Source organism: Streptomyces lincolnensis (assembly GCF_021173675.1).
Classification (GTDB): Bacteria; Actinomycetota; Actinomycetes; order Streptomycetales; family Streptomycetaceae; genus Streptomyces; species Streptomyces lincolnensis_B.
The window spans coordinates 16,275-37,587 of the sequence record NZ_JAIHON010000028.1; the positions used below are offsets into that span (position 1 = coordinate 16,275).

Sequence of the window (21,313 nt, forward strand, 5' to 3'; positions counted from 1 at the left end):
TCAGTGGGGCAGGACCAGCATCACGGCCGTCCCCAACGCCATCGCCCCGTCGCGGACGTGCCCGTACGGGTCCGCCGCGGCGGCGCGGTGCGCGGTGCCCGCGGCGGTCCGCAGCGTGGGCATGGAGCGCAGCAACGACCGTACGGCGTAGCCGAGGAGACAGAGCGTCAGCGCGGCGGTGACCAGGTCCGCCGTCATCGAGCCGCTCGCCGCGGCGCCTTGGGCCGCGGTGTGGTGGGCGACCGGAACACCTCCGGCCAGGGTCTCGTGGGCGGGGGCGGCCCCACCGTGGGGCATCCGCGACATCCAGGCCATCGCCGCCATGCCCGCGGCCGACGGCAGCCGCCCGGCGATCGCCGCCACCCTGCCGGTCGTACGGCGGTACAGCGCGGTCAGCGGGAACCACAGCGTGGCCGCCGCGCAGAGCAGCATCGTGGTCCGCCCGGTCAGTGACCGGCCGAGGCTCCAGGGCATGATCGCCATGGCCGCCGCCATGGCGAAGTGCAGCAGGTGGTCCACCCGGTCACGGCCGTCCGCTCCCGGTGACCGGACCCCGCGCCGCAGTACATGCAGGGCCACGATGACGAAGAGTAGCGTCAGCATGCAGTGCACGATGAGGGCTGCTGGCGTCTTGTCCGACACTGGGTGCGCCTCCTGGTCCATGACGGTTCTCAGTCCTGACCAGGTGTGCGATCGATCCGTGACAGCGACGACAGCTGTCCGGAGTGCGCGAGTGACACGGTGTGCCAAGGTGATGACGCCGGGACGGCGGAACACCGGCTCGGGCCTTCGCGGGCATTGAGGGGCCGGGCGTCACAGTTCCGGCCGCGTGTCGGTCATTCAGTAGTCCCGGATCTTTGCCGGACCTCTGCCGGACCGGACCTCTGCTGGGACTGCGCCCTTCGACGACAACGGAGTCATGTCGTGACCGACCCAATCCAGTTGCCCACCCTGTCGACCGAGAAGGACTACGACGGAGAGGAGTTCTCGCCCATCTATACGACCACCGTGACCGTCCACGGCGGTGTGGCCTCCCACGGTCGGGCCTCCGGCCGGGCACGCTCGTCCGACGGCTCTCTCGACCTCGACCTGCGGATGCCGGCCGAGTTGGGCGGTGACGGCCGGGGAACCAACCCCGAGCAGCTCTTCGCGGCGGGTTTCGCGGCCTGTTTCCACGGCGCTCTGAGCCTGCTGGCACGTCAGGAAGGCCTCGATCCGGCGGCGATCTCGGTCGAGGCGACCGTCGCCTTCGGGCGCGACCCGGAGGACGGCGGCTATCTGCTGTACGTCGATCTGGTGGCGCGGTGGCCCGGAGTCGCTCCCGAGACAGCCGGCGACCTGATCGAGAAGGCCGACGCGTTGTGTCCGTACGCACGCATGGCCTGGCGGGGAACACCGACCACCATCACGCTGGCCCCCTGACCGGCACGCCCGGCGACTGTCAGGACGGGAACCACAGGTCCGCGTCGGCGGCTTCTTCCTTGCGAGCGACGAGAGGGTGGTCCCCCACCTCCGGAGCCGCCGCGGTGAAGTACTCGGCGTTGACGGCGAGTCCTCGTAGATGCAGTCCACAGGGCATTCGGTCACACAGGCCCGGTCCTTGATGTCGACGCAGGGCTGCGCGATGACGTACGTCATCCCTCTCCTCCTCGAACGTCGAACGCGTCGCGGCGCCGGCTCGCAGGTCGTCGGGCTCGTCTGTATGACCAAGGACGCCGTCACGTTGTGACACGGCTCTGCCGCTGACGCGAACCGACCTCGCCCACGCCTTCGGCTTGAAGTCGGCCGCCAGAGAAACGCTTCACGCACAGCTCCCGTGTCACAGAAAACGTTCGCGCTCGGTCTCTCCCAGTGCGGACGACACCGCACCTCTCGAAAGGATCGTCACCATGAAGGTTGTAGTCATCGGCGGTACCGGACTGATCGGCTCGAAGGTGGTGGCCAAGCTCAATGAGCACGGTCACGAGGCGGTACCGGCCGCCCCGAACACCGGCGTCAACACGCTCACGGGCGAGGGGCTCGCCGAGGTCCTGACCGGTGCGTCGGTCGTGATCGACGTGTCCAACTCGCCGTCCTTCGAGAACGACGCCGTGATGGAGTTCTTCCGGACTTCGACCACCAACCTCCTCAAGGCGGAGGCGGACGCAGGGGTGACCCACCACGTGGCGCTCTCCGTGGTCGGCACGGAGCGGCTGCAGGAGAGCGGCTACTTCCGCGCCAAGCAGGCGCAGGAGACCCTGATCAAGGAGTCCGGCATCGCCTACTCCATCGTTCACGCCACGCAGTTCTTCGAGTTCATGAAGGGCATCGCCGAGGCGGCGACCGACGGTGACACCGTCCGGCTGGCCCCGGTCAGGATCCGTCCGGTCTTCTCCGACGACGTGGCCGCCACGGTCGGCCGCACCGCGGTCGGCGGACCCGTCAACGGGGTCGTGGAGATCGCCGGCCCCGACGAGTTCCAGCTCGACGAGCTGATCCGCAAGGGCCTGGCCGCCAAGAAGGACCCGCGCAAGGTCGTGGCCGACGTGCACGCCCCGTACTTCGGTGCGGAGCTGCAAGAGACCACGCTGCTCCCCGGTCCGGACGCGAACATCGGCGCGACCCGGTTCGCCGACTGGCTCGCCCAGCAGGGCTGAGTCGGCGGGTGGCGGGCCCTCGTTGGCCCGCCCACCGGATGGGAGGGGGCCTGTCGTCCGCACTGCGGCACGGCAGGCCCCCTCCCTCGTGACAAGACCGCTTCGCCGGTCGGTGCCCAGCCCGAGAGCCCGCCCCGCCCACCCACATCCGCCATGGATCCCGCTCTCAGGCTGCGCTCTTCACGGCCTGCTCGCGCACCGACCGCCGTCGCATCGCCCGGCGCTCCCCTTCCGTGGTTCCTCCCCAGATCCCCTCGACCGGACCCGTCTCGACGGCCCAGGCCAGACACTGCCGGGTCACGGGGCAACGGCGGCAGACGGATTTGGCCTCGTCCGCCTGCAGCGTCGCCGGACCGCTGTTGACACTGCCGACGGGGAAGAAGAGGTCAGGGTCCTCGCTCAGGCAGAGTCCCCTTACGCGCCAATCCATGGAATGCCTCCTGTGTGCGGAACGGATACCGGTTCGGGGGGGGAGGTCGCTCTGTGTGTGGGGAGCTGGCGAAAAGCGCGTGCCGCGCAGGACCGCTCTCCACTTGACAGACCGAACTGTCGGCGCGCGTGTGACATCCGCCCGTCGCAGCGCCCGCCACCGCGAGGCCCGCTCCGACGGCGCGGCAGCACTGCCCGCCTCTCGAAAACCCGGTCTCGGAAACCCGGCAAAAAACTCTCCGCGAAAGTGTCACGAAGCATCCGCGCCCGCGGTCACTTCGTGCGGAGGCGAACACAGCGCCCTGCCGGATCCCTCAGTGCGCCGGGCCGCCACCGCGGCGGTCCTCGACAGAGAGGCCGATCGCCTTCGCCGACGCACCCGTGACACAGAAACGGAGACTGAAGGATCATGCATCCAGAGGCGCCCCCGACGGACAGTGACCTGAGCGAGGCCGTTTCCGTGTTCGTGGAACTCCGGCCACGCCTCTTCGGCATCGCCTATCGCCTGCTGGGCAGTGCGGTGGAGGCCGAGGACGTCGTCCAGGAGGTGTGGCTGCGTTGGCAGCGCACCGACCGCGCGATCGTGCTCAGCCCCGTCGCGTTCCTGTCCACCACCACGACACGGCTGGCCCTCAACGTGGCTCAGTCGGCCCGTCTGCGCCGCGAGAGCTACATCGGTCCGTGGCTGCCCGAGCCCGTCGACACCAGCAACGACCCGGAGGTCGGCGCCGAACGGGCCGAAGCACTCGAACTCGCCCTCCTGCTGGTGCTGGAGAAACTCCCTCCGACCGAGCGCGCCGCGTACGTGCTCAGAGAAGCCTTCGACTACGACTATCCCGAGATCGCGCGCGTCCTGGGGCTCAGCCCCGTCAACGTGCGGAAGATCGTGAGCCGGGCGCGCAAGCACCTCGCCGACGACCAGCGGGACAGCGTCGACGCCGCCGAGCACCGCAGGTTGCTCGACGCCTTCGTCGGCGCCGCCCGGCGGGGCGACGTCGGCAGGCTGGAGGAGCTGCTGACGCCGAACGCGGTCAGCCTGTCCGACGGGAACGGTATCCGGGGAGCGGCCCGGATCCCCGTCCTGGGCCGTGCCCGCGTGGCGAACCTGTCCACCGCGCACCGCCGCTTCTGGCCGACGGTCGAGGTCCAACCGGTCGAGGCCAACGGGCGCGGCGCCATCCTGCTCCACAGGGACGGCCGGCCCGCCACCTTCATGACGATCGCCGCCACACACCGTGGCATTCGCCAGGTGATGTGGGTCTTCAACCCGGCAAAGATCGCCGCGTTCCTGGACTCCCGCTCCCGTGTCCACTGGCCGGTCGTCTGCGAGGTCTGAGTTCGCCCCCGGTCGCCCTCGGTCGCCCGCCGTGCCGGCACGGCGGGCGACGGGCCGGTTGTCACAGCGCTCCTCACTGTTCGGTCAATGCGGTGTCGACGGCTTGCGGCGTTGCCCGCCCGAGTCCCGCAGCGAAGGAGCAGGAACATGGAAGTGCGTGAAGCTCGTGACACAGGCTTCTCAGAAACGGTGGTGGCTCGCACGCATCGGATGTCCGATCCGGCTGCCGCCGCCGCGGCCCTGGCGGCGGAGGCCGCTCTGCTCGAAGGACGGCTGAGCGTGCTCCGAGAGGCGATCGAAACAGTGGACGCCCGTATCCACGCGGTCTCCGAGACTCTGCGGCGACTGCGCCTCTCCGCTGCAGGGTCCCCCGACAACGAAGCGCCCGCGGGCCGGGAAGGCGGCGCCCGCATCGCCCCTTCGACGCCCGGTCCTACCTGACGCAGAGCGCGGACGGGTACCGGCGGACCGTCGCGGTGGACGCGGTGGACGCGGTGTGGGCCGCCACTCCCGTCGGCCGCGCTCTGCGGTCGGCGGGGGCACTCGATCAATGCCCGCTACCATCCCCGATACCATGCCCCCGATGCCGGGCCGCGTGACGGAGCCCGCACAACGGGCGGCCCCGCCGGAACAAGGGGTGCGAACGAGAGGAACCCATGGTCTCCGTGACCCCCACGGCCCGCGACATCGAGATCACCGCCGAGGGCCTCCAGGCGGACCTGGCCCGCCTGGAGCTGCAGAAGCAGGCACTGGAGAGGGAACTGGCCGCGGTCACCGCGCACCTCGGCTCCGTACAGCGGGCCCTCGGCGCCCTTCGGCCCCTCATGCCGGGGGCCGCCGCGTCGTCCGCGACACACCGTTTCGTGGCCGCGGATGCGGATGCGGATGCGGAGGCGCCGGTGACGGTGGCATCGGTGCCCACGCGGCCCGCGCCGGTCGCGGCCCCGGCCCCGGTCGAGGAGGGTGCCGGGAGCCGGGCGACGGCCGACCGTGCCGAGAGTGACACCGATGGTGTGAGGACGTACGGCAAACTCACCGAACAGATCCTGGCCTACTTCGCACAGGCCGGCGATGTCGACGTCCGGGCCCGGGATGTGGCCGACGCCCTCGGCCGGGCCACCGACAGTGGCAGCATCAACGCCATCCGGAGCACGCTCGACCGTCTCGTCGGCTCCTCGCGCGTGCGCCGGGTCGGCCGCGGTCTGTACCGCGCGGCCAAGCCCTGAGCAACGCCCGGCAGTTGCCGGCAGTCCCGGCAGCGGACGCGCTCAGTGTGACTCCTGCAGCCGGGGCTCACCGTTGGAGACGAAGGCGTCCCTCGGGTGCTGGACCGAGGCGAGAGAGACGATGTCACGGCCGTAGAGGGTGGCGGTCGCCCACACGGCGAACACCCGCGCTTTGCGCTCCCAGCTCGGCACGGCCAGGACGTGATAGCCGCGGTGCATCAGCCAGGCCGGGAAACCCTTGATGACCAGGCGTCGGTACTGAAAGATGCCACGGCCCAGGCCGAGCGTGGCCACCACCCCGAGGCTGTGGTGCACGTAGTTCCTGGTCGGTCGACCGCGCAGGGACGCCAGGAGGTTCTTCGCGAGGCGCTTGCCCTGACGCACCGCGTGCTGGGCGTTGGGCACCGTGCGGGCGTCCGGTCGGCCTACGGCGAGATCGGGCACCGAGGCGTCGTCACCGGCCGCCCAGACGTCCGGCACCACCTCGGTCTCCGTGCCCACCCGGAGATCCGCGCGCACCCTCAACAGGCCGCGCTCGTCGACCGGGAGGTCGGTGTGATTGTGCACGATCGGGTTGGAGGCGTTGCCCGCCGTCCACACCAGCAGGCCCGAGTCGTACTCCGTTCCGTCCGACAGCACGACACGTCCGTTCTCGGCGGAGAGGAGCTGGGTGTTCAGATGGACGCGCGCGCCCCGCTTCTCCAGTGAGCGCACCACCCACTCTCCGGGCCGGTCGGTGACCTCGGGCAGTATGCGGCCCCGTGCCTCGACCAGGTGGAAGGCGAGTTCGTCCGCCTTGATCTCCGGATAGTGCTTGAGCAACGCGGAGGCCAGGCTGAGCAGTTCACCGAAGCCCTCCACTCCGGAGAAGCCGCCACCGACGACGGTGGCAGTGAGCAGCCTGCGCCGTTCCGACCCGTCCGGCAGCGTCGCCGCGCGGTCGAACGACGTGAGCAGCCGGTCGCGGATCGCCACGGCCTCCTCGACGTGTTTGAGTCCGTACGCCTGCTCGCGCAGCCCCGGAATCGGGAAGGTGCGGGTGACGGCTCCCGCCGTCACCACCAGCGTGTCGTAGCGCAGGTCGAACTCCGGCCCGGACTGCGGCCGGACCGTGACGGTGTGCGCGGCGTTGCGGATCTCCGTCACCGCACCCGCGATCAGACGGGTCCGGTGCAGATGCCGCCGCAGCGACACCGCGGCATGACGCGCCTCCACCGACCCCGCGACCACCTCGGGCAGGAACGGCTGATACGTCATGTAGGGACGCGGGTCGACGACGGTGACCCGTGCCTCGCCGCGTCGCAACTTCTTCTCAAGACCCCACGCGGTGTAGAAACCCGCGTAGCCGCCGCCCACGATCAAGATCTCACGCACGGTGTCCTCTGTTCTCCTCGGCTTCGACTCTTTAGACCGGTCGTCGCCGTCCCGTGTGACACAAGCGGCACCGGTCCGGGCGCATACGGGTTCGCCGATGCCGTCCGCTCGGCCGGTCTCCCCGACCGTCGTGCCGGTCAGGCGCCGGAGTGCGCGTTCCAGTGCTTCTCCAGGATCTCGGCGACCTCCGCGGGCCGTTGGAGCGGCGGCCAGTGATTGCAGTCCATCTCGATCACTTCGGAAGCGCGCAGGGAGTCACCGAGCCTGTGCCCGAACTCGATCTGGCAGGCGGGGTCCCGCGCTCCCCAGAAGACCACGCAGGGTGCGGTCACGTCGGCGAGCGCCGGTTCCCATTCCGCGCCCATGGTGACCGCCGAGCGGTACAGCTTTAGGACCGCGTCCTTCATCGTGTCGTCCACCCGGCTCGCCATCTCCTTGGCCAGCGGCAGTGGTACGTCGAAGCCGACCGACACCTCCTGCGCGAACGGCTCCGCGCGCAGTTCGGACATGTAGCGGTCGCCCTCGACCTGGTCCTGCCAGATCCTGGCCAGCGGGTGCCAGACGTACTCCGCGCTGATCGGTCCGTTGCCTCCTGCCCAGGTACGGACGAGGTCGGGGCGTAGGGAGGCCACGCGAAGGGTGAGGATGCATCCCCAGTCGTGACCGACCAGGTCCACCGGCTCGCCGATCCGCTCCAGTCGCTCGATGAGCCAGTCCGCGTACTCCTCCTTGGTGGAACCGAAGCCGGCCGGTCGTTCGGCCCCGAAGCCGGGCAGGTTCCAGGCTTGCACGTCGGCCCTGGTCAGGTGTCGGCGCACACCGTCCCATACGTGCTGGGTGTCCGGGACGCCGTGGACGAGAATTGCGGGCATGGGTGTACCCCTTTGCGTGGATGCCGTCTCGTGCATGAAATGACAACTCATGGTGTCACACTGTTATTACCTCACTGTGGCCCAGTGTTCTGTGGTCACACCCGACGATGCCCCGGGGAAGGACGCTCTGACAACAACAGTGTTATCCCGAGGTCGAGGTGAGTCCGGCGAGGGCGGGCTTCAGCTCGGTGCGTCGCTTGATACCGAGTTTCGCGAAGACCTTGCGCAGGTGGTACTCGACAGTGTGCGCGCTGATGAACAGGCGGGCGCCGATCTCCCGGTTCGTCAGTCCTTCGCGCGCCAGGCGGGCCACGTTGAGTTCCTGCTCGGTGAGCTGCGCCTCCGATCCCCGTTCACGCACTCGCAGGGGTTCACCGCTCGCGCGCAGCTCGTCCGCGGCGCGCTGGGCGAAGCCGTTCAGGCCACAGGCCGTCAGCACCTCGTGCGCGGCGCGGAGTTGCTCCCGCGCGTCGGCGTGCCGGCCCTGGCGGTTGAGCGCCTCGCCGTACAGCAGGCGGCAGCGCCCCACCCAGATCGGGATCCGCTCGTGCTCGAAGCGTTTGATCGCATCCCGGTAGAGGTTCTCCGCCTCCTCCCCCTCACGCAGTTGCGCCTCCGCCATCCCCAGCACGGCCAGCGCGTAGGAGGTGCCCACCGGCCGTGTGACACCGGCCAACTGCCTGAGCGCCGTCTCGGCGAGCTCGTACTCACCGGTGTGCGCGGCCGCTTCCACCAGTTCGACCAGCGTGCGCATCGCGAGGTTCAGTTCATGGGTGTACGGCAGTTCGCGACGACCACAGGCGACCGCCTCGGCGAAGCGGCCGAGGCCGTTGTAGAGGACCGCCTGGGAGAAGTTGGCCGCGCTCAGCGCGTATCCCTCGCCGCGTGCCTGTCCGTCGGCCCGGATGCGCTCCGCCCAGCGTTCGACGTCGTCGGCCTGTCCTCGGTATGACGCGAGGAGGAGCCGTCCGTAGCGCGGGAGCGGATTGCCGGTGGCTTCCTTGATGGCGTCGATCTCGTCGCAGGAGGCCTCGGCCGCGTCCAGGTCGCCGTCGATCATCTGCACGAGCAGCAGCAGGCTGAGGGCGATCGGCAGCACGGTGACGACGCCTTCGGCGCGGGCGAGTTCGACCTGCCGGTCGGCGAGGGCGCGCAGTCCGGCCGGGTCCCACAGGTCCTGGGCGGCACGGGAGGCGAACCACATCCAGTGCAGTTCGAGGAAGTCCGGCGCCTGTTCGAGGTAGGCGCGCTGGGCCCGGCGCAGGGTGGCGATCGCGGCCTCCTGCCCCTCGGCGGCGAGCAGCGCCTGGCCACGCAGAATGAGGTCGCCCGCCCGGTCGGACTCCTCTGCGGCGGGCGTAGCCGCGAGGATCGCGTTCGCGACGGCGGTCACCTGTTCGGCGTCGCCGAGCCGGCCGCCGTAGGTCGCTGCGGCCAGCACCTCGATGTAGGTGTCGCGGGCGAGCACCGGGGCGAGCTCTTCCAGTCCCTGCGCCGCGGCGAGCAGCTGCTGCACCCCGCTGCGATCACGCCGCAGCGCGTATCCGGCCCGGGCGTGCAGCCGCGCGACGAGCGCCTCCTGCAACGTGGTGAGCGGGAGGGCGCGGGCGGACTCCAGCAGACGGAGGGCGGCGCCCGGCGCGCCCGCGTCGTGCTTGGCCTCGGCGGCCGCGATCAGCCGCTGTCCGCGGTGGAACGGCGAGGGGGTGAGTTCCGCCGCCCTCTCCAGGAACGCGCCCGCCGCAGCCGGGCCGCCGCGTGTGCGCGCACGTGCCGCGGACCGCTCGAGATCGGCGGCGACCTCCTCGTCCGGATGCAGGGTGGCACTGGCCCGGTGCCAGGCCCGGCGGTCCGGGTCGTGCTCGGCGCTGGTGACGTCCGCCAGGGCGGCGTGGACGCGGCGCCGGTCCGCCGGCGACGCCGCCCGGTACACGGCCGAGCGCACCAGCGGATGCCGGAAGCCGACGCGTGTGCCGACGACGAGCGCCTCGGCGTCCTTGGCCGCGTCGAAGGCGTCCGGCCCCAGTCCCAGTACCGCGCTCGCCCGCCACAGCAGTCCGGGATCACCGGTGGGCTCGGCGGCCGCCAGCAGCAGCAGAAGCCGTGCCGGTGCGGGCAGCGAGGCGAGCTGCACGACCAGGCTCTGTTCGATGCGGTTCTCCAGCGGCAGGGTGCTGCTCAGGGTCAGGCCGCTGGCGATCTGGGCCGGGTTCAGGGCCCGGGGCAGCTCCCGCAGCGCGAGCGGGTTGCCGCGCGCCTCCGCGATGAGCTGGTCGCGAACCCGCTGGTCGAGACCGCCGGGCACCGCCAGGCGCAGGATCTCGCGCGCGTCCTCGTGACTCAGCCCTTCCACGACCAGGTGCGCCAGGCCGGCGAACACCTCGTCCGGCCGGCGCATGACGAGCACCAGGGCGACGCCTTCCGCGTCCAGCCGCCGGGCGGCGAACGCGAGGGCGCGCGCCGAGGCCTGGTCGAGCCACTGTGCGTCGTCGACGACGCACAGCAGTCCGCGGTCCTCAGCGGCCTCGGTGAGCAGCCCCAGCAACGCCAGCCCCACCAGGAACGGGCTCGGCGCTGCGGCGCTGCGCAGCCCGAACGCCGCTTCGATGGCCTCCTGTTGCGGGGCCGGCAGCCGGGCGGCCGAACCCATCATGTTCCCGCAGAGCTGCTGGAGGCCGGCGTAGGCGAGTTCCATCTCGGACTGCGAGGCGACGATGCGCTCGGTGCGGACGGTTGTCCCGGCCTCCGCGATGACGTGGTCCAGGAGCGCCGTCTTGCCGACACCGGCCTCGCCGCAGACGACCAGTGCCCCACTGTGGCCGACGCGGGCACGGCGTACCAGAGCTTCCAGTTCCGCCAGCTCGTCGCGTCGCCCCCGCAACGGCGCGATATCAGGCATTAAATCCGCCTTTGCCGCAAGTATCGCTCCGCCATGTCTTTGTCCGTGCATCTTATCCGAGTCGGCCGAACCCACTCGTCATTCGCCGAGACCACCCCTGGCCCCACGTCGTCGCGGCCGGTGAAGGGCACCCGCCATGGCGACGGCGGTGAGCAGGCACAGCAGTACCCAGGCCGGTGTGAAGCCGCCGGTGACGTCGACCAGCAGGCCGAGCACGGGCGGCACCGTGATGATGGCGACCTGGTTGGCGGACATGGCCAGCCCCAGGGCGAAACCGGTTCTGCCCGGTGGGGCCGCCTCGGTGACGTAGGCGACCCACGGGCCGTACCAGCCGAAGCCGAAGAACCCGAGCCAGATGAAGACGCCGGAGGCGACGACCGGTGTCCGCCCGGCCGGCGTCATCAACACACACAGCCCAGCGATCACGGCGGCCATGCAGACCAGCACGATGACATAGCGCCCGGACCTGCTCCGGTCGCTCCAGGCCGCCAGGCAGATCCGGCCCGCAACGCCGGCGCCCTGGGACGCCGTCAGAATCAGGGCCGCCGTCCCGGCATCGACCGATGCCAGGCGGTGGAGGTGGAGCACCGCCAGAATGCTCACGCCGTACTGCACCGAGATCAGGCTGCTCCCCGACAGCATGATCTTCACCGTCGACGGTTCACGGAGCATGCGCAGTCGGGCGCGGAGCTGAGCGGCGAGCGGGTCCGACGGTTTTCTGTCCCCCGGGACGGACTCTGCGGGCGGCCGGCGGTAGCAGCCCATGAAGAGCCCGGCTCCGAGCAACGCGACGCAGCCGCCGGTCAGCAGGGTCGCCCGCCAGCCGAACTCCTCAGCGACGAGCGGGAGCGCGGCCGAGGCGAGCGCCGCCCCCAGTGGCAGCCCGGCCTGCCGGATGCCCATCGCGAAGCCCCGCTGTGACACGTCGAACCAGGACGCCACCGACTTGCTCCCACCCGGTTGGATGGTGCTGTACCCCGCGCCGACCACCAGCAACGCGACCAGCAGGGCCGTGTATCCCGGTGCCAGGCTCCCCGCGCACAGAGCCACCGCGACCACGCAGGCCCCGATCCCGACCACCCAGCGCTCGCTGTAGCGGTCCAGTAATTCGCCGGCCACCAACAGCCCGGCCAACGGCACGAGTTGAGCCGCCGAGACCAGCAGGCCCAACTGTGCGGTGCTCAGGTCCAGCGCGCGTTGCAGGTGGACGCCGAGCGCTCCCAGGCCGCCCACGAAGAAGCCGGACGCAGCCTGGGTGAAGGTGGCGACGCCCAGCACGATCCAGCGATGGCGCCACGGGTCACGGGCCCGGGCTCCGGCGCGTCCGACGGTTTCTTGTGCCATGGCGACCACACTGCTGTAATGGGCTTATGCAGCTCAACCCTTACGGCGAGGACGCGGTGAACCTGGCCGCGGACCTGGCCAACCGCCCGCCTCGGAGTGCGGATGAGCTGGCCGACCGCTGCCGCGCCGCCGGGCTCATGCTGGAGCGACCGGTCACAGCGGGCGACCTCGACCGCACGCAGGCCGCGCTCCATGCCTGGGAGAGGATCGTCGACGCCGCCGGGGAACAGGAGCGCGCCGATCTGCTGAACCGGATGCTGGCCGAAGCCGCCGCCTATCCACGGCTGACCTGCCACGCCGACACCGGCTGGCATCTGCACTACCGGGACGCGGAACAGCCGCTCGGCGCCGTACTGTTGACGCTCTTCGCGGTCGGCACCGCACTGCATCTGGCGGGACGCGGAATGCACCGGCTGCGGCGCTGCGCGGTGACCGAGTGCGACCACGCCTTCGCCGACACCTCGCGCACCGGCCGGCAGCGCTACTGCTCGCAGCGCTGCGCCAACCGTGACGCCGTCCGCAGGCACCGAGCGCGAACCGCAGCCATCTGACCGATCTACGGCCCGGACACCGACCGACGACTGTCTCCGAACCCGGCCCAGGAGCACAGCTTCGGGCGCGCGGGCGGGGATTCCGACCGATGAATATGACTCCTCCGGGTGCGCACTCTCGGTGCCGTTCGAGGCCAAGTGCCGGAGGTCAAGGAGGGTCCCGCGTTCGTCGGCCTTGACCCCGGTCGGGGCGAAGGCGAACTTGGACACCCTCGTTCTCGTCTCCGCAGGCACACCTTGGACCACACCACCAGGAGGAACCGGTGTCATACCCGCAACCGCGCACCCCCGAGGAGAAACTCGCCGACGCGAAGAAGCAGTTGGGCCTCCCGCGTATCGTCGCGATCTGCGGCTCCACCCGCTTCATGACCGAGATGAACGTGCTCGTTGTGAATGTGCGCTTGAGTTCCCCATCGCCCCGCTCCCCGCGAGCGGGGCCCCCGGTCCTGCGGAGTGCGTCGACGGTCCTCCGTCACCCTCAAGGGTGAACAGCGAGGAAGTCTCAGAATTCATGAGCTTCTATCCGGCAGCCTGAGATTCCGCTAGGTATGGCGAAGTTGAGGGGGCGGGATGTCGCTCGCTGTCGTTGCACCAATCCGATCTCGACCGCTGTTGGAGTCACCGCAGGACATAGCGGACTTCGAGCAGGACCTGCTGTCTGCGTTCGTGCTTGCCCGGGCGGCGGCCGGAATCGCCGACGAGACGATCTCCGGCGACGTGGATGCGCTGATGGAGGTGCGCGGCTGGTGCGGCCGCCCACTCTGGGAGCTGATCCCGACTGACCTCGACCGGTTCTTCGGCGAGGACCAGCGACGGCTGGCCACGCTGACCAAGGTCCGCAAGGCGCACGCCCTGGCGACGTACTTCGAGTTCCTGGAGGTGCGGCATCAGGCCGATATCCACGCGGCGACCGGCGTGCTGGTGCAATGCCCGGTCGATGAGATCAACCGCCCACGAGGCAAGACCAACATGCGGGTGCGGATCCCGCCGCCGGCCGCGGACGTCGATCGGCTCTTCGCCGGATGGCGCGACGATCTACATTCGGCTCGGAAGTACGCACCGAGTGTCCGTAACTACACCGCATGCCGCCTGGCCAGCCTCATCGGCCCGCGGGTCTCGGAACTGTGTCTGCTCGAAGTCCACGACATCCGCTGGGACCTGGGCACCTTCGGCAAGGTGCTGCTGCGCGGCAAGGGCAGCCGCGGTCAGAAGAAGGAGCGCCTGGTCCCGCTCATCAACGGCTCTCGTGAACTCCTCGAATGGTGGCTCCAGGGCCCGCGGTGGGAGTTCGACGGGCACCTCGATGAGCCCGGTGCACCGCTGTTCCCCTCCGAGCGCCGCGATCCCGGTGGCCGCTGCAAGCGCGTGAGCACCAGCGCGATCCGGGGCGCGATGGCGGAGCGCCACCTGCCTCGCTGGTCCGGCCGTGCTACCCCGCACGCGCTCCGGCACTTCGCTGCGTCCGATCTGTATGCACAGGGCATGAACGTCGTCGCTATCCAGGAGCTGCTCGGTCATCGCTGGATCAACACCACGATGATCTACGTGCACGTCAACAAGACCCACATCGAGGACGCCTGGACTTCCGCCGGCCAGCGGGCCGCGTCTCGGTTCACCGGATAGCCCAGGGCAGGAGCCGTCATGAAGTGGAACCTGCGGCTGGCCGCCGCGCAGCGCGACATCTGGAAGTCCTCACAGCTGCAGTCGATGCTCGCCGACGCGGGCCTGACGATCAGCGCGGGGAAGATGTCCAATCTGTGGTCCGGGCAGCCGGTCACCATCCGTCTGGACGACCTCGACATCATCTGCGAGGTCCTGGGCTGCCAACCCAACGACCTTCTGGCCCCGGAGCCCGAGAAGGCCCGCGCTCGGCGTCCCGCAAGCACTTCCGCCCCGGCGGCGGTCGCGGGCGAGCACCCCAGGATCGAACGTCGGGCCGGTCGGACGGAACCACCGCTGTGAACCTGCGGCCCCGGCCGTGCAAGCAGTGCAGCGACAAGGTCGCGGAGTACGGCCGGCTCCGCTGCTTCAGCTGTCTGCATCCCGACCTTCCGCAGCCGACCTGCAAAGCATGCGGCAGCGACGCCCACTACGTCGGCGGCTACTGCCGTCGCTGTCATCCCGGCGTGCCGTACGCGGACAGCTGCAGCGACTGCCTCGCCTGGGGCACCTGGCACCGCCACGGCCGCTGTGCAGCCTGCACCTCCTTACGCAACCGCAGCCACGAGACCGGCGCTTGCGCGACCTGCCGCCGCACCGTGCCGCTCCTCAAGCACGGGGTATGCAGGCTGTGCCGCTGCCAGGCCCAAGCCGTTCCACGGACCTGGCAGCGACCAGACCTCACCACCGCGGCCACCACCGGGCAGCAGCTGTTCATCGCCGATCTGGTCCGGCGGGTCCACCTCGCCGCCCGACCGCGGGAGCACGGCTCACCCGAAGCGCACCAGCTCCTCGGCGGCTCATTCTGGGCGATGCCTCAGTGGCGCCAGGAGCCGCTGTTCATCGCCGAGCGGGACATGTCGCGCGTCACCGTTCACGATGTCGAGCCCATCGATCCCGCCTTCACCGCCTACGTCTCCGCGCGGGCCGAGGCAAGCGCCGAGGCCCAAGGCTGGTCACCGGCCTTGCGCGAGCGGGTGCTGCGAAGCCTCTACCTGCTGACCGCCGTCCACGGTCCGCACGAACGCATCAAGGCCAGCACCGTCGCCACTCTGCCGCGCCAGCGAGCCACACGCGCCATTACCCGGGTTACCGAGGTCCTCGCTCACCTCGACCTTCTCGACGACGACCGCATTGACCCTCTCGACGCGTGGATCCACCGTCGGCTCAGCAACGTGCACCTGGAGATCCGTGCAGAAGCCCTCGTGTGGATCCGCATCGTCCGATACGGCGGGCCCCGTCGCCGTCCCCGCTCGACCAACACCGTCCGCAACCAGGTTGACGCCTCGGCCCCATTCCTCCTCGATTGCTCGAAGCGCTACCGCACCCTTCGCCAGGTCACGCGCGCCGACCTCACGGAGTGGCTCGCCCATTGCGCATCACCGCACAACGACGCCGTCGCGCTGCGCAACATGTTCAAGACCCTCAAGAGCCAACGGTTGCTGTTCGTCAATCCCGCACGCGGTCTGCGCTTGGGGCCGAAGCCCACCTCGGTGCCCACGCCACTGAGCGCCGAGGCGATCCAAATTCTCGCCGCGGCCGCCGACATCGACCCCGCTCTCAAACTGTTGATCGCCCTCATCGGCATTCATGCGCTCTATCCCCACCAGGCCCGAGCACTGCCCTTGGCTGCCATCGACTTCACCGGCGGCCGGCTCTCGTTTGGTGACATCGACCATCCGCTGGATGCCTTCACTCGCCAGGCCGCCGCCGACTACATCCACCTCCGGAACGCACGCTGGCCACACACCCGCAACCCCCACCTGTTCATCAGCTCGCAGACCGCGCACTCTCGCACGCCGGTCACCATCGGCTGGATGCAGCCCCTGCTCAAGGATCTCCCCGTCACTGCACGACGACTTCGCGAGGACCGAATCCTCGAAGAGGCCGCCGTCACCGGCGCCGACCCGCAACACCTTTGCGCGGTATTCAACATCACCCCCGACACCGGACTGCGCTACACCAGGCCATTCCACCTGTAGGTCCCAGGGCTGCGTTAACAGTCTCGGTCAATCTCTAGCAGTCGGCTAGCAATCTTCCGACGCGCGTTAGCAACGCCTGGCGAGGTGCGGCCTGGGCGCTCGGGTCACGGCTGGGGTGGTCGCAAGGCGCCGGCGATGACGGTGGTCACCATCTTGCGGACGGCGGCGGTCTGCGGCGGGGCGCTTGTCCGGTCGGCGAACAGCAGGTGCCCGGCCCCGACGAGGGTGGGGGCGAGTGTGTCGATGTCTGCGTCACCGGCCAGGCGCCCCAACTCCCGCTCATCGGTGAGGTATGCGGCGATCATGGCAGTGCCTTGCACGGCCAGCGGGATACCGGTCAGACCGGCCTCGCGCAGCCGGGCGCGGAGGCCGTCGCGGAAGGCGATGAGCGCCACGATCGCCACCGTGACCGGCCCGAACAGGTCCTGCAGCGCGTCGGCGAGGTTGTCCACCACGCTCCCGGTCCCGGCGGCCGCGCGCAGAATCCTGGTCCGGTCCTCGATGCCGCGGACGCGATCGAGGACCAGTTCCGCCAGGAAAGCGTCGAAGTCGGCGAAGTGCCGGTGCAGCACACCCTTGGCACAGTTCGCCTCCTCCGTGACCGCCCGGCTGGTCAACGCGTCGGGTCCGTCCCGAAGCAGGACGCGCTCGGCGGCTTCGAACAACTGGCCGCGCACGTTGTGGATGTGCACCCCTGACGGCATTGTCTCCCTTTCCGCGCCGCCCTGCCCTTAACGAGTGGGCAACCGCCCATTAGTGTGGGCGCATGCCCACTTTATCGCAGGGACAGCCGGACACGTCCGGCCCCGAGCCCCACCGCCACCGGCAGACAGCCGAGTCGTTCGGCGTGGACGCCGAACGCTACGACCGCGCCCGACCGCCGTATCCCCAGGCCCTGGTGGACAGGATCGTCGTGGCAAGCCCCGGCCGGCACGTCCTCGACGTCGGAGCCGGGACCGGCATCGAGGCCCGGCAGTTCCAGGCGGCCGGCTGCACGGTGCTCGGTGTCGAGCCCGACCAGCGGATGGCCGCCTTCGCGCGACGCAGCCGTGTCGAAGTCGAGGTCGCCCGGTTCGAGGACTGGCAGCCGGCCGGACGACAGTTCGACGCGGTCATCGCCGGCACCGCCTGGCACTGGGTGGACCCCCTCGCCGGCGCGGCAAAGGCGGCCCAGGTGCTCCGGCCAGGCGGCCGACTCGCTCCCTTCCACCACGTCCCCCAACTCCCGGCCGAGGTGATCGACGCCCTCGCCGAAGCACTCCATCGGGTCGCCCCCGATTCCCCGTTCAACCCCGGCCTGCTGAGAGGCTCGGCCGTGGACGCCTACCAACCACTGTTCACGAAAATCGCCGACGGCATCCGCCAGACCGGCAACTTCAGCGAGCCCGAACAATGGCGCTTCGCCTGGGAGCGCACCTACTCCCGAGAAGAGTGGCTCGACCAGCTCCCCACCTTCGGCGGCCTCACCCAACTCCCCTCAGACAAAATGGCCGAGGTCCTGGACAGCGCCGGGACCGCGATCGACAAGCTCGGCGGCCACGCCACCATGCCCTACACATCCGTCGTGATCACCGCGACCCGCTCCCATACGGCCTGACCACTGCAAACGCCGGGTGTCGCCGAGCGTGAGGAGACTGATGAGCTCGGCGACACCCGCCGGGGAGCGGGGAAAGTTCTCCGGCTTGTTGGACCGGACCTCAGCCCAACGGTCCGTCCCTGCGGGCCACACGATTGCTAAAGATCAGCCGATCGGCCCACTGCTAACGCAACATGGAATCCGGAGTTTCAGCAGGACCCACTGCTAACGGAGCGGCTCAACCTACACCACCCCGACCCCTTCGACCTCGAATCCGTCGGAACCGAGCCGCACACAGCCGAGGATCCCGGATGGCAGGGGCCAAGTTCGTGAGGCCGGCGCCTCAGAAATCGCGAACTCAGGCGCTTTGGTGGGCGACTACATCGGAGACAGCACCCGGGCCGAAATCACCTACGCCCGGTCGCTGGGCAAGCCCGTGCGGTTCACGCACCCCGAAGTCGACCCTGACGCCTGACCGCCCACCGCCGCGCGGGACCCGTCATGCGGAGGAGCGGGGGTGGTTCTGGTCGCGCCAAGCCCGAGGGGAGATTCCGTATGCCTGCTTGAACAGCTTGCTGAAGTGGGTGGCGTCCACGAAGCCCCACTTTCGTCCGGTCGCCGCGATGGTCCGCAGTCGGCCGTGCGGGCCGGCCAGCTCTCGTCTGCATTCGGCCAGGCGATGGGTGCGGATCCACTCGCCGAGGCTGATGCCGGAGCGGGACAGCACCGCGTAGAGATGCCGTACGGAGATGTCGTGGGCGGCGGCGATCCGTGCCGCCGAGAGATCGGGATCGGCCAGGTGCGCCCGGAGGTACTGAGTGATCCGCAGGCTGAGGGTGGCTTCCAACGGTGCTCGGGCCAGGCGGGTGTTGCCGTGCTGGGTCGTCAGGACGGCGCGGAGCAGCTCGATGCTGGGTTCCACGACGGCGTCGGCGTGCACGCCCTGGTGCAGCGCGTCGGTGACGGCCAGTTGGGAGAAGTACGTGAAGGCGAGGCGCGCGACGGGGTTGTCGGATCCCAGCGGGACCGCGGTGATGTCGCGGAGCAGCCGGTCGGGGAGCGCGAGTGCCGCGCGGGGGAAACGGATGAAGCGGTAGTCGACTCCCTCGTCGAAGAGGTGTGTGTAGGGAGCGATCGATTCGTAGACGGCGAACTCCCCCGGCCTCAGCAGGCACTCACGACCGTTCTGCACCACCACACTGCTGCCCGTCATCTGCACACCGAGGGTGACGGCCGGCTCCTCGTCCTTGCGGGCCAGCCGCTCCGTGCGGCGGAGGGTGACCGCGGTCGCCCGCGCCGAGCAGATCCTGATCGGCCCGGCGGCGCCGAGCCCGATGCGGACGGAGATGTCCTCAGCCGCCGGACGGTGGTCGATATCGACCGCCACCATGGATGTCCACACCGCGTTGCGGACCACCTCCTCCCGGTCCCGCGGCCGTATGAACGCGGTGTCCAGGACCGGGCTCATAACGCAGACCTTCGTCTGCAACGGTCGCGGAGCCCACCTGGAAGTACCTCGGCCCGTTCCCCCACAAGTCCCCCTCGACACGGACGGTTCCCGACATCAGTCTGGTCGGATTCTCTCTCGCCGCGCAACGGATTCGACGGGCACGGCACACACAGGACCCTCGCCCGACGCGGGGTCACCTTGACGTGGTGCACAACTGACAAAGTCCCGTGCACGGATGACAAAGTCCGAAGCTCACGACGCCCCTAGGGTCCATGAGCGAGGTCGGAGCCGCAGTCTCGCCGCGGCACCGGCCGGTGCGATCGGTTCCGTTCAATCGCACGTCAACGGAGGGGAACAGCATGCGAGCTCTCACGAAGGCACTCGTCAGTGTCACCGCAGCGGTCGGGATCGCCGCCGGCGGCCTGGCCACCGCGGGCACGGCCATAGCGGCTCCCGCCTCCGCGCAGCAGCAGCAGGCGGCGAGCGCCGACGTCGCGCCGCTCGCGGTGGTGAACCTGGGGCTGACCACCACCCGGGCCAAGCACTGGCAGTGCTACCTGCGCAACGTGGACGCCAAGTACGACCCCGGCACGATCGACGGACAGCTGGGCACGAACAGCTGGAAGGCGGCGCAGAGACTGTTCCGGGACCTCGGCTACTACGACGATTCCATCGACGGAATCGTCGGACCCAACACGATCAAGGGGCTGCAGCGCTTCCTGAACTGGATCGACCAGTACACCGGCGACAACTACAACCTCGTCGTCGACGGGCAGGCCGGACCGGCGACCAAGGACACGTTCTGGGACTTCAACGGCCGGAACTTCTGCGCCTGAGCGAACGCGCCCCGGCCCGTCCCCTCCACGGAGAGGGGGCGGGCCGGGGCTTTTCTTCGGGTGTCTCATCGCCGGCCCCCGCGGGGCAGGACGCTCTTCAGTCCCACCCCACCCCTCAGCCCCATGAACACCTATGCCATACTCGGGCGCCGATCGTGGCAAGAAACGACCGGGGGGCCGTGTGAACGCCGTCTCTCTGGACGCCCCCTATCTGGACACGGATGCGGATCAACTCTGCTTCTCGCTGGACCTGACGGAGCGTCCGGCGCTGGCAGAACGTGCAGTACCGCTCGGCGGGCTGGACGTGCGGCTGCGGCTGCTCGGGGCCTCGCATCAGGTGTTCGCCGGTCCCGTGCGGGAGACCGTGGCCTGTCTGCAAGGCGCGGTGAGGGGGCTGCCGAAGAGCTGCACCCGTCATCTCCCGGGCTGGGTCTACCGCTTCGGCGCCACCACCCGCCGACTGCCTCCCGAGGAGTTCAGCGCCGAGGTGGCGCAGGTTCTCGGCCAGGCCGCCGGCGCCGCGCACAGCCTGTGCGGGGTCTTCCCCGGTTCACCGGAGGCGGTCACCGCGGTGGTCGTCGAGACGTTCGACGGACGAGAGGGCGCCGGGCTCGTCTGGCGCACCTGGCACACGTATCCGCAAAACGGCCATATCGTATCGACGCACAGTCGGCTGGAGGCCCGATGAACAGCGCCCGACTCCTCCGCGCGGCGGGGGCGGCCGTGTTGGCCGCGACCCTGCTCACCGCCTGCTCCGACGACGGCGGCAGCGACGCGGTCCCGCGCGACTGGATCAGGAAGACCTACACCCCGACCGGAGCGGACTGGCTCGACGCGAACAGCAGCCCGCGCGAGGTCGCCAAAGCGATCCACAGCAAACGCGCGGCCCTGGACCGTGCCTCCGGCGGCAGCGCGGAGTTCCTGCGCTACGGCGACGACATGGTCACCGTCTCACCGCACCGGGGCGGCAGCCTGATCGAGATCGAGGACTACCGCAACGGCTACCACCGCCACCAGCGGCACCTGACCTACTGGCCGAACCCGGACAGCGCGAGCTTCCGCGGCGGCGGCCCCGGCGAAGGCAAGTAGCGCCGCGGGCCGGACGGGTCAGCACCCGACCCGTCCCCACGCTCCTCCCGCACA

22 protein-coding genes and 1 pseudogene are annotated in these 21,313 nt (G+C 69.9%); 13 read left to right on the forward strand and 10 right to left on the reverse strand.

All coding sequences use genetic code 11. The annotated features are described in order from the left end of the window. Positions 1–603, reverse strand: a complete 603-nt coding sequence (locus K4B79_RS46145) for a DUF5134 domain-containing protein (protein ID WP_232033466.1) — start codon at positions 601–603, stop codon at positions 1–3. 321 nt (positions 604–924) lie between these two features. Between K4B79_RS46145 and K4B79_RS46150 the strand changes: the two genes are divergently transcribed. Further along, entirely contained in the window at positions 925–1,422 is a 498-nt protein-coding gene (locus K4B79_RS46150; RefSeq protein ID WP_308280643.1) for an Ohr family peroxiredoxin, read from the forward strand. Positions 1,423–1,441: 19 nt separating this feature from the next. Here K4B79_RS46150 and K4B79_RS46155 read toward each other — a convergent pair whose 3' ends face one another. Next, entirely contained in the window at positions 1,442–1,579 is a 138-nt protein-coding gene (locus K4B79_RS46155) for a hypothetical protein (protein ID WP_232033467.1), read from the reverse strand. Beyond that, a pseudogene (locus K4B79_RS46160) lies at positions 1,543–1,638 on the reverse strand (ferredoxin); the annotation flags it as partial. The gene K4B79_RS46155 and the pseudogene K4B79_RS46160, both read right to left, overlap by 37 nt. Positions 1,639–1,889: 251 nt before the next feature. On the opposite strand from K4B79_RS46160, the gene K4B79_RS46165 reads away from it, so the two are divergent. Then, positions 1,890–2,636, forward strand: coding sequence for an SDR family oxidoreductase (locus K4B79_RS46165; protein ID WP_232033468.1), 747 nt, complete (start codon positions 1,890–1,892; stop codon positions 2,634–2,636). Positions 2,637–2,802: 166 nt separating this feature from the next. Here the strand turns inward: K4B79_RS46165 and K4B79_RS46170 are convergent, their stop codons facing one another. Beyond that, entirely contained in the window at positions 2,803–3,066 is a 264-nt protein-coding gene (locus K4B79_RS46170) for a WhiB family transcriptional regulator (protein WP_232033469.1), read from the reverse strand. A gap of 408 nt (positions 3,067–3,474) precedes the next feature. Between K4B79_RS46170 and K4B79_RS46175 the strand changes: the two genes are divergently transcribed. From K4B79_RS46175 to K4B79_RS46185, 3 genes are all read left to right on the forward strand, one after another. Next, a complete protein-coding gene (locus K4B79_RS46175; RefSeq protein WP_232033470.1) occupies positions 3,475–4,401 on the forward strand; it encodes an RNA polymerase sigma-70 factor in 927 nt (308 codons plus the stop codon). Between the two features lie 147 nt (positions 4,402–4,548). Further along, complete coding sequence (locus tag K4B79_RS46180; protein WP_232033471.1) at positions 4,549–4,842, forward strand: hypothetical protein; 294 nt, start codon at positions 4,549–4,551, stop codon at positions 4,840–4,842. A 215-nt stretch (positions 4,843–5,057) separates the two neighbouring features. Next, positions 5,058–5,627 (forward strand): hypothetical protein, encoded by a 570-nt coding sequence (locus K4B79_RS46185; protein ID WP_232033472.1) that lies wholly within the window; start codon positions 5,058–5,060, stop codon positions 5,625–5,627. A gap of 42 nt (positions 5,628–5,669) precedes the next feature. On the opposite strand, the gene K4B79_RS46190 is transcribed toward K4B79_RS46185, so the two are convergent. The 4 genes from K4B79_RS46190 to K4B79_RS46210 all read right to left on the reverse strand — a co-directional run bounded on the left by K4B79_RS46190 (position 5,670) and on the right by K4B79_RS46210 (position 12,116). Continuing rightward, entirely contained in the window at positions 5,670–7,001 is a 1,332-nt protein-coding gene (locus K4B79_RS46190) for an NAD(P)/FAD-dependent oxidoreductase (protein WP_232033473.1), read from the reverse strand. A 137-nt stretch (positions 7,002–7,138) separates the two neighbouring features. Continuing rightward, entirely contained in the window at positions 7,139–7,873 is a 735-nt protein-coding gene (locus K4B79_RS46195) for an alpha/beta fold hydrolase (protein ID WP_232033474.1), read from the reverse strand. A 142-nt stretch (positions 7,874–8,015) separates the two neighbouring features. Continuing rightward, positions 8,016–10,772 (reverse strand): helix-turn-helix transcriptional regulator, encoded by a 2,757-nt coding sequence (locus K4B79_RS48160; RefSeq protein WP_269464782.1) that lies wholly within the window; start codon positions 10,770–10,772, stop codon positions 8,016–8,018. 78 nt (positions 10,773–10,850) lie between these two features. Then, complete coding sequence (locus tag K4B79_RS46210; protein WP_232033475.1) at positions 10,851–12,116, reverse strand: MFS transporter; 1,266 nt, start codon at positions 12,114–12,116, stop codon at positions 10,851–10,853. 26 nt (positions 12,117–12,142) lie between these two features. On the opposite strand from K4B79_RS46210, the gene K4B79_RS46215 reads away from it, so the two are divergent. The 4 genes from K4B79_RS46215 to K4B79_RS46230 all read left to right on the forward strand — a co-directional run bounded on the left by K4B79_RS46215 (position 12,143) and on the right by K4B79_RS46230 (position 16,308). Further along, positions 12,143–12,667, forward strand: coding sequence for a CGNR zinc finger domain-containing protein (locus K4B79_RS46215; RefSeq protein ID WP_232033476.1), 525 nt, complete (start codon positions 12,143–12,145; stop codon positions 12,665–12,667). A 570-nt stretch (positions 12,668–13,237) separates the two neighbouring features. Then, a complete protein-coding gene (locus K4B79_RS46220) occupies positions 13,238–14,290 on the forward strand; it encodes a tyrosine-type recombinase/integrase (RefSeq protein ID WP_232033477.1) in 1,053 nt (350 codons plus the stop codon). 18 nt (positions 14,291–14,308) lie between these two features. Then, on the forward strand, positions 14,309–14,629 hold the full coding sequence (locus tag K4B79_RS46225; RefSeq protein WP_232033478.1) for a helix-turn-helix domain-containing protein: 321 nt from the start codon (positions 14,309–14,311) through the stop codon (positions 14,627–14,629). Beyond that, positions 14,626–16,308, forward strand: coding sequence for a hypothetical protein (locus tag K4B79_RS46230; RefSeq protein ID WP_232033479.1), 1,683 nt, complete (start codon positions 14,626–14,628; stop codon positions 16,306–16,308). Before K4B79_RS46225 ends, K4B79_RS46230 begins: the two co-directional genes overlap by 4 nt. 104 nt (positions 16,309–16,412) lie before the next feature. On the opposite strand, the gene K4B79_RS46235 is transcribed toward K4B79_RS46230, so the two are convergent. After that, positions 16,413–17,012, reverse strand: a complete 600-nt coding sequence (locus K4B79_RS46235) for a TetR/AcrR family transcriptional regulator (protein ID WP_232033480.1) — start codon at positions 17,010–17,012, stop codon at positions 16,413–16,415. A gap of 62 nt (positions 17,013–17,074) precedes the next feature. Between K4B79_RS46235 and K4B79_RS46240 the strand changes: the two genes are divergently transcribed. After that, positions 17,075–17,905: a class I SAM-dependent methyltransferase gene (locus tag K4B79_RS46240; RefSeq protein ID WP_232033481.1), complete on the forward strand. Its 831-nt coding sequence runs from the start codon at positions 17,075–17,077 to the stop codon at positions 17,903–17,905. 478 nt (positions 17,906–18,383) lie between these two features. On the opposite strand, the gene K4B79_RS46245 is transcribed toward K4B79_RS46240, so the two are convergent. Next, entirely contained in the window at positions 18,384–19,352 is a 969-nt protein-coding gene (locus K4B79_RS46245; RefSeq protein WP_232033482.1) for an AraC-like ligand-binding domain-containing protein, read from the reverse strand. 341 nt (positions 19,353–19,693) lie between these two features. Here K4B79_RS46245 and K4B79_RS46250 point away from each other — a divergent pair, with 341 nt between their 5' ends. The 3 genes from K4B79_RS46250 to K4B79_RS46260 all read left to right on the forward strand — a co-directional run bounded on the left by K4B79_RS46250 (position 19,694) and on the right by K4B79_RS46260 (position 21,259). After that, positions 19,694–20,170, forward strand: a complete 477-nt coding sequence (locus K4B79_RS46250; protein ID WP_232033483.1) for a peptidoglycan-binding domain-containing protein — start codon at positions 19,694–19,696, stop codon at positions 20,168–20,170. 181 nt (positions 20,171–20,351) lie between these two features. Then, the gene (locus K4B79_RS46255) at positions 20,352–20,858 is read left to right on the forward strand and encodes a DUF2617 family protein (protein WP_232033484.1); all 507 of its coding nucleotides are present in this window, start codon (positions 20,352–20,354) and stop codon (positions 20,856–20,858) included. Further along, complete coding sequence (locus K4B79_RS46260; RefSeq protein ID WP_232033485.1) at positions 20,855–21,259, forward strand: DUF4247 domain-containing protein; 405 nt, start codon at positions 20,855–20,857, stop codon at positions 21,257–21,259. Before K4B79_RS46255 ends, K4B79_RS46260 begins: the two co-directional genes overlap by 4 nt. The last annotated feature ends 54 nt before the right edge of the window (positions 21,260–21,313 follow it).

Coding starts and splice junctions, on each gene's coding strand:
- K4B79_RS46145 (WP_232033466.1), bottom strand. CDS start 603: ATGCTGACGCTACTCTTCGTCATCGTGGCCCTGCATGTACTGCGGCGC.
- K4B79_RS46155 (WP_232033467.1), bottom strand. CDS start 1,579: ATGCCCTGTGGACTGCATCTACGAGGACTCGCCGTCAACGCCGAGTAC.
- K4B79_RS46165 (WP_232033468.1), top strand. CDS start 1,890: ATGAAGGTTGTAGTCATCGGCGGTACCGGACTGATCGGCTCGAAGGTG.
- K4B79_RS46170 (WP_232033469.1), bottom strand. CDS start 3,066: ATGGATTGGCGCGTAAGGGGACTCTGCCTGAGCGAGGACCCTGACCTC.
- K4B79_RS46175 (WP_232033470.1), top strand. CDS start 3,475: ATGCATCCAGAGGCGCCCCCGACGGACAGTGACCTGAGCGAGGCCGTT.
- K4B79_RS46180 (WP_232033471.1), top strand. CDS start 4,549: ATGGAAGTGCGTGAAGCTCGTGACACAGGCTTCTCAGAAACGGTGGTG.
- K4B79_RS46185 (WP_232033472.1), top strand. CDS start 5,058: ATGGTCTCCGTGACCCCCACGGCCCGCGACATCGAGATCACCGCCGAG.
- K4B79_RS46195 (WP_232033474.1), bottom strand. CDS start 7,873: ATGCCCGCAATTCTCGTCCACGGCGTCCCGGACACCCAGCACGTATGG.
- K4B79_RS48160 (WP_269464782.1), bottom strand. CDS start 10,772: ATGCCTGATATCGCGCCGTTGCGGGGGCGACGCGACGAGCTGGCGGAA.
- K4B79_RS46210 (WP_232033475.1), bottom strand. CDS start 12,116: ATGGCACAAGAAACCGTCGGACGCGCCGGAGCCCGGGCCCGTGACCCG.
- K4B79_RS46215 (WP_232033476.1), top strand. CDS start 12,143: ATGCAGCTCAACCCTTACGGCGAGGACGCGGTGAACCTGGCCGCGGAC.
- K4B79_RS46220 (WP_232033477.1), top strand. CDS start 13,238: ATGTCGCTCGCTGTCGTTGCACCAATCCGATCTCGACCGCTGTTGGAG.
- K4B79_RS46225 (WP_232033478.1), top strand. CDS start 14,309: ATGAAGTGGAACCTGCGGCTGGCCGCCGCGCAGCGCGACATCTGGAAG.
- K4B79_RS46235 (WP_232033480.1), bottom strand. CDS start 17,012: ATGCCGTCAGGGGTGCACATCCACAACGTGCGCGGCCAGTTGTTCGAA.
- K4B79_RS46240 (WP_232033481.1), top strand. CDS start 17,075: ATGCCCACTTTATCGCAGGGACAGCCGGACACGTCCGGCCCCGAGCCC.
- K4B79_RS46245 (WP_232033482.1), bottom strand. CDS start 19,352: ATGAGCCCGGTCCTGGACACCGCGTTCATACGGCCGCGGGACCGGGAG.
- K4B79_RS46250 (WP_232033483.1), top strand. CDS start 19,694: ATGCGAGCTCTCACGAAGGCACTCGTCAGTGTCACCGCAGCGGTCGGG.
- K4B79_RS46260 (WP_232033485.1), top strand. CDS start 20,855: ATGAACAGCGCCCGACTCCTCCGCGCGGCGGGGGCGGCCGTGTTGGCC.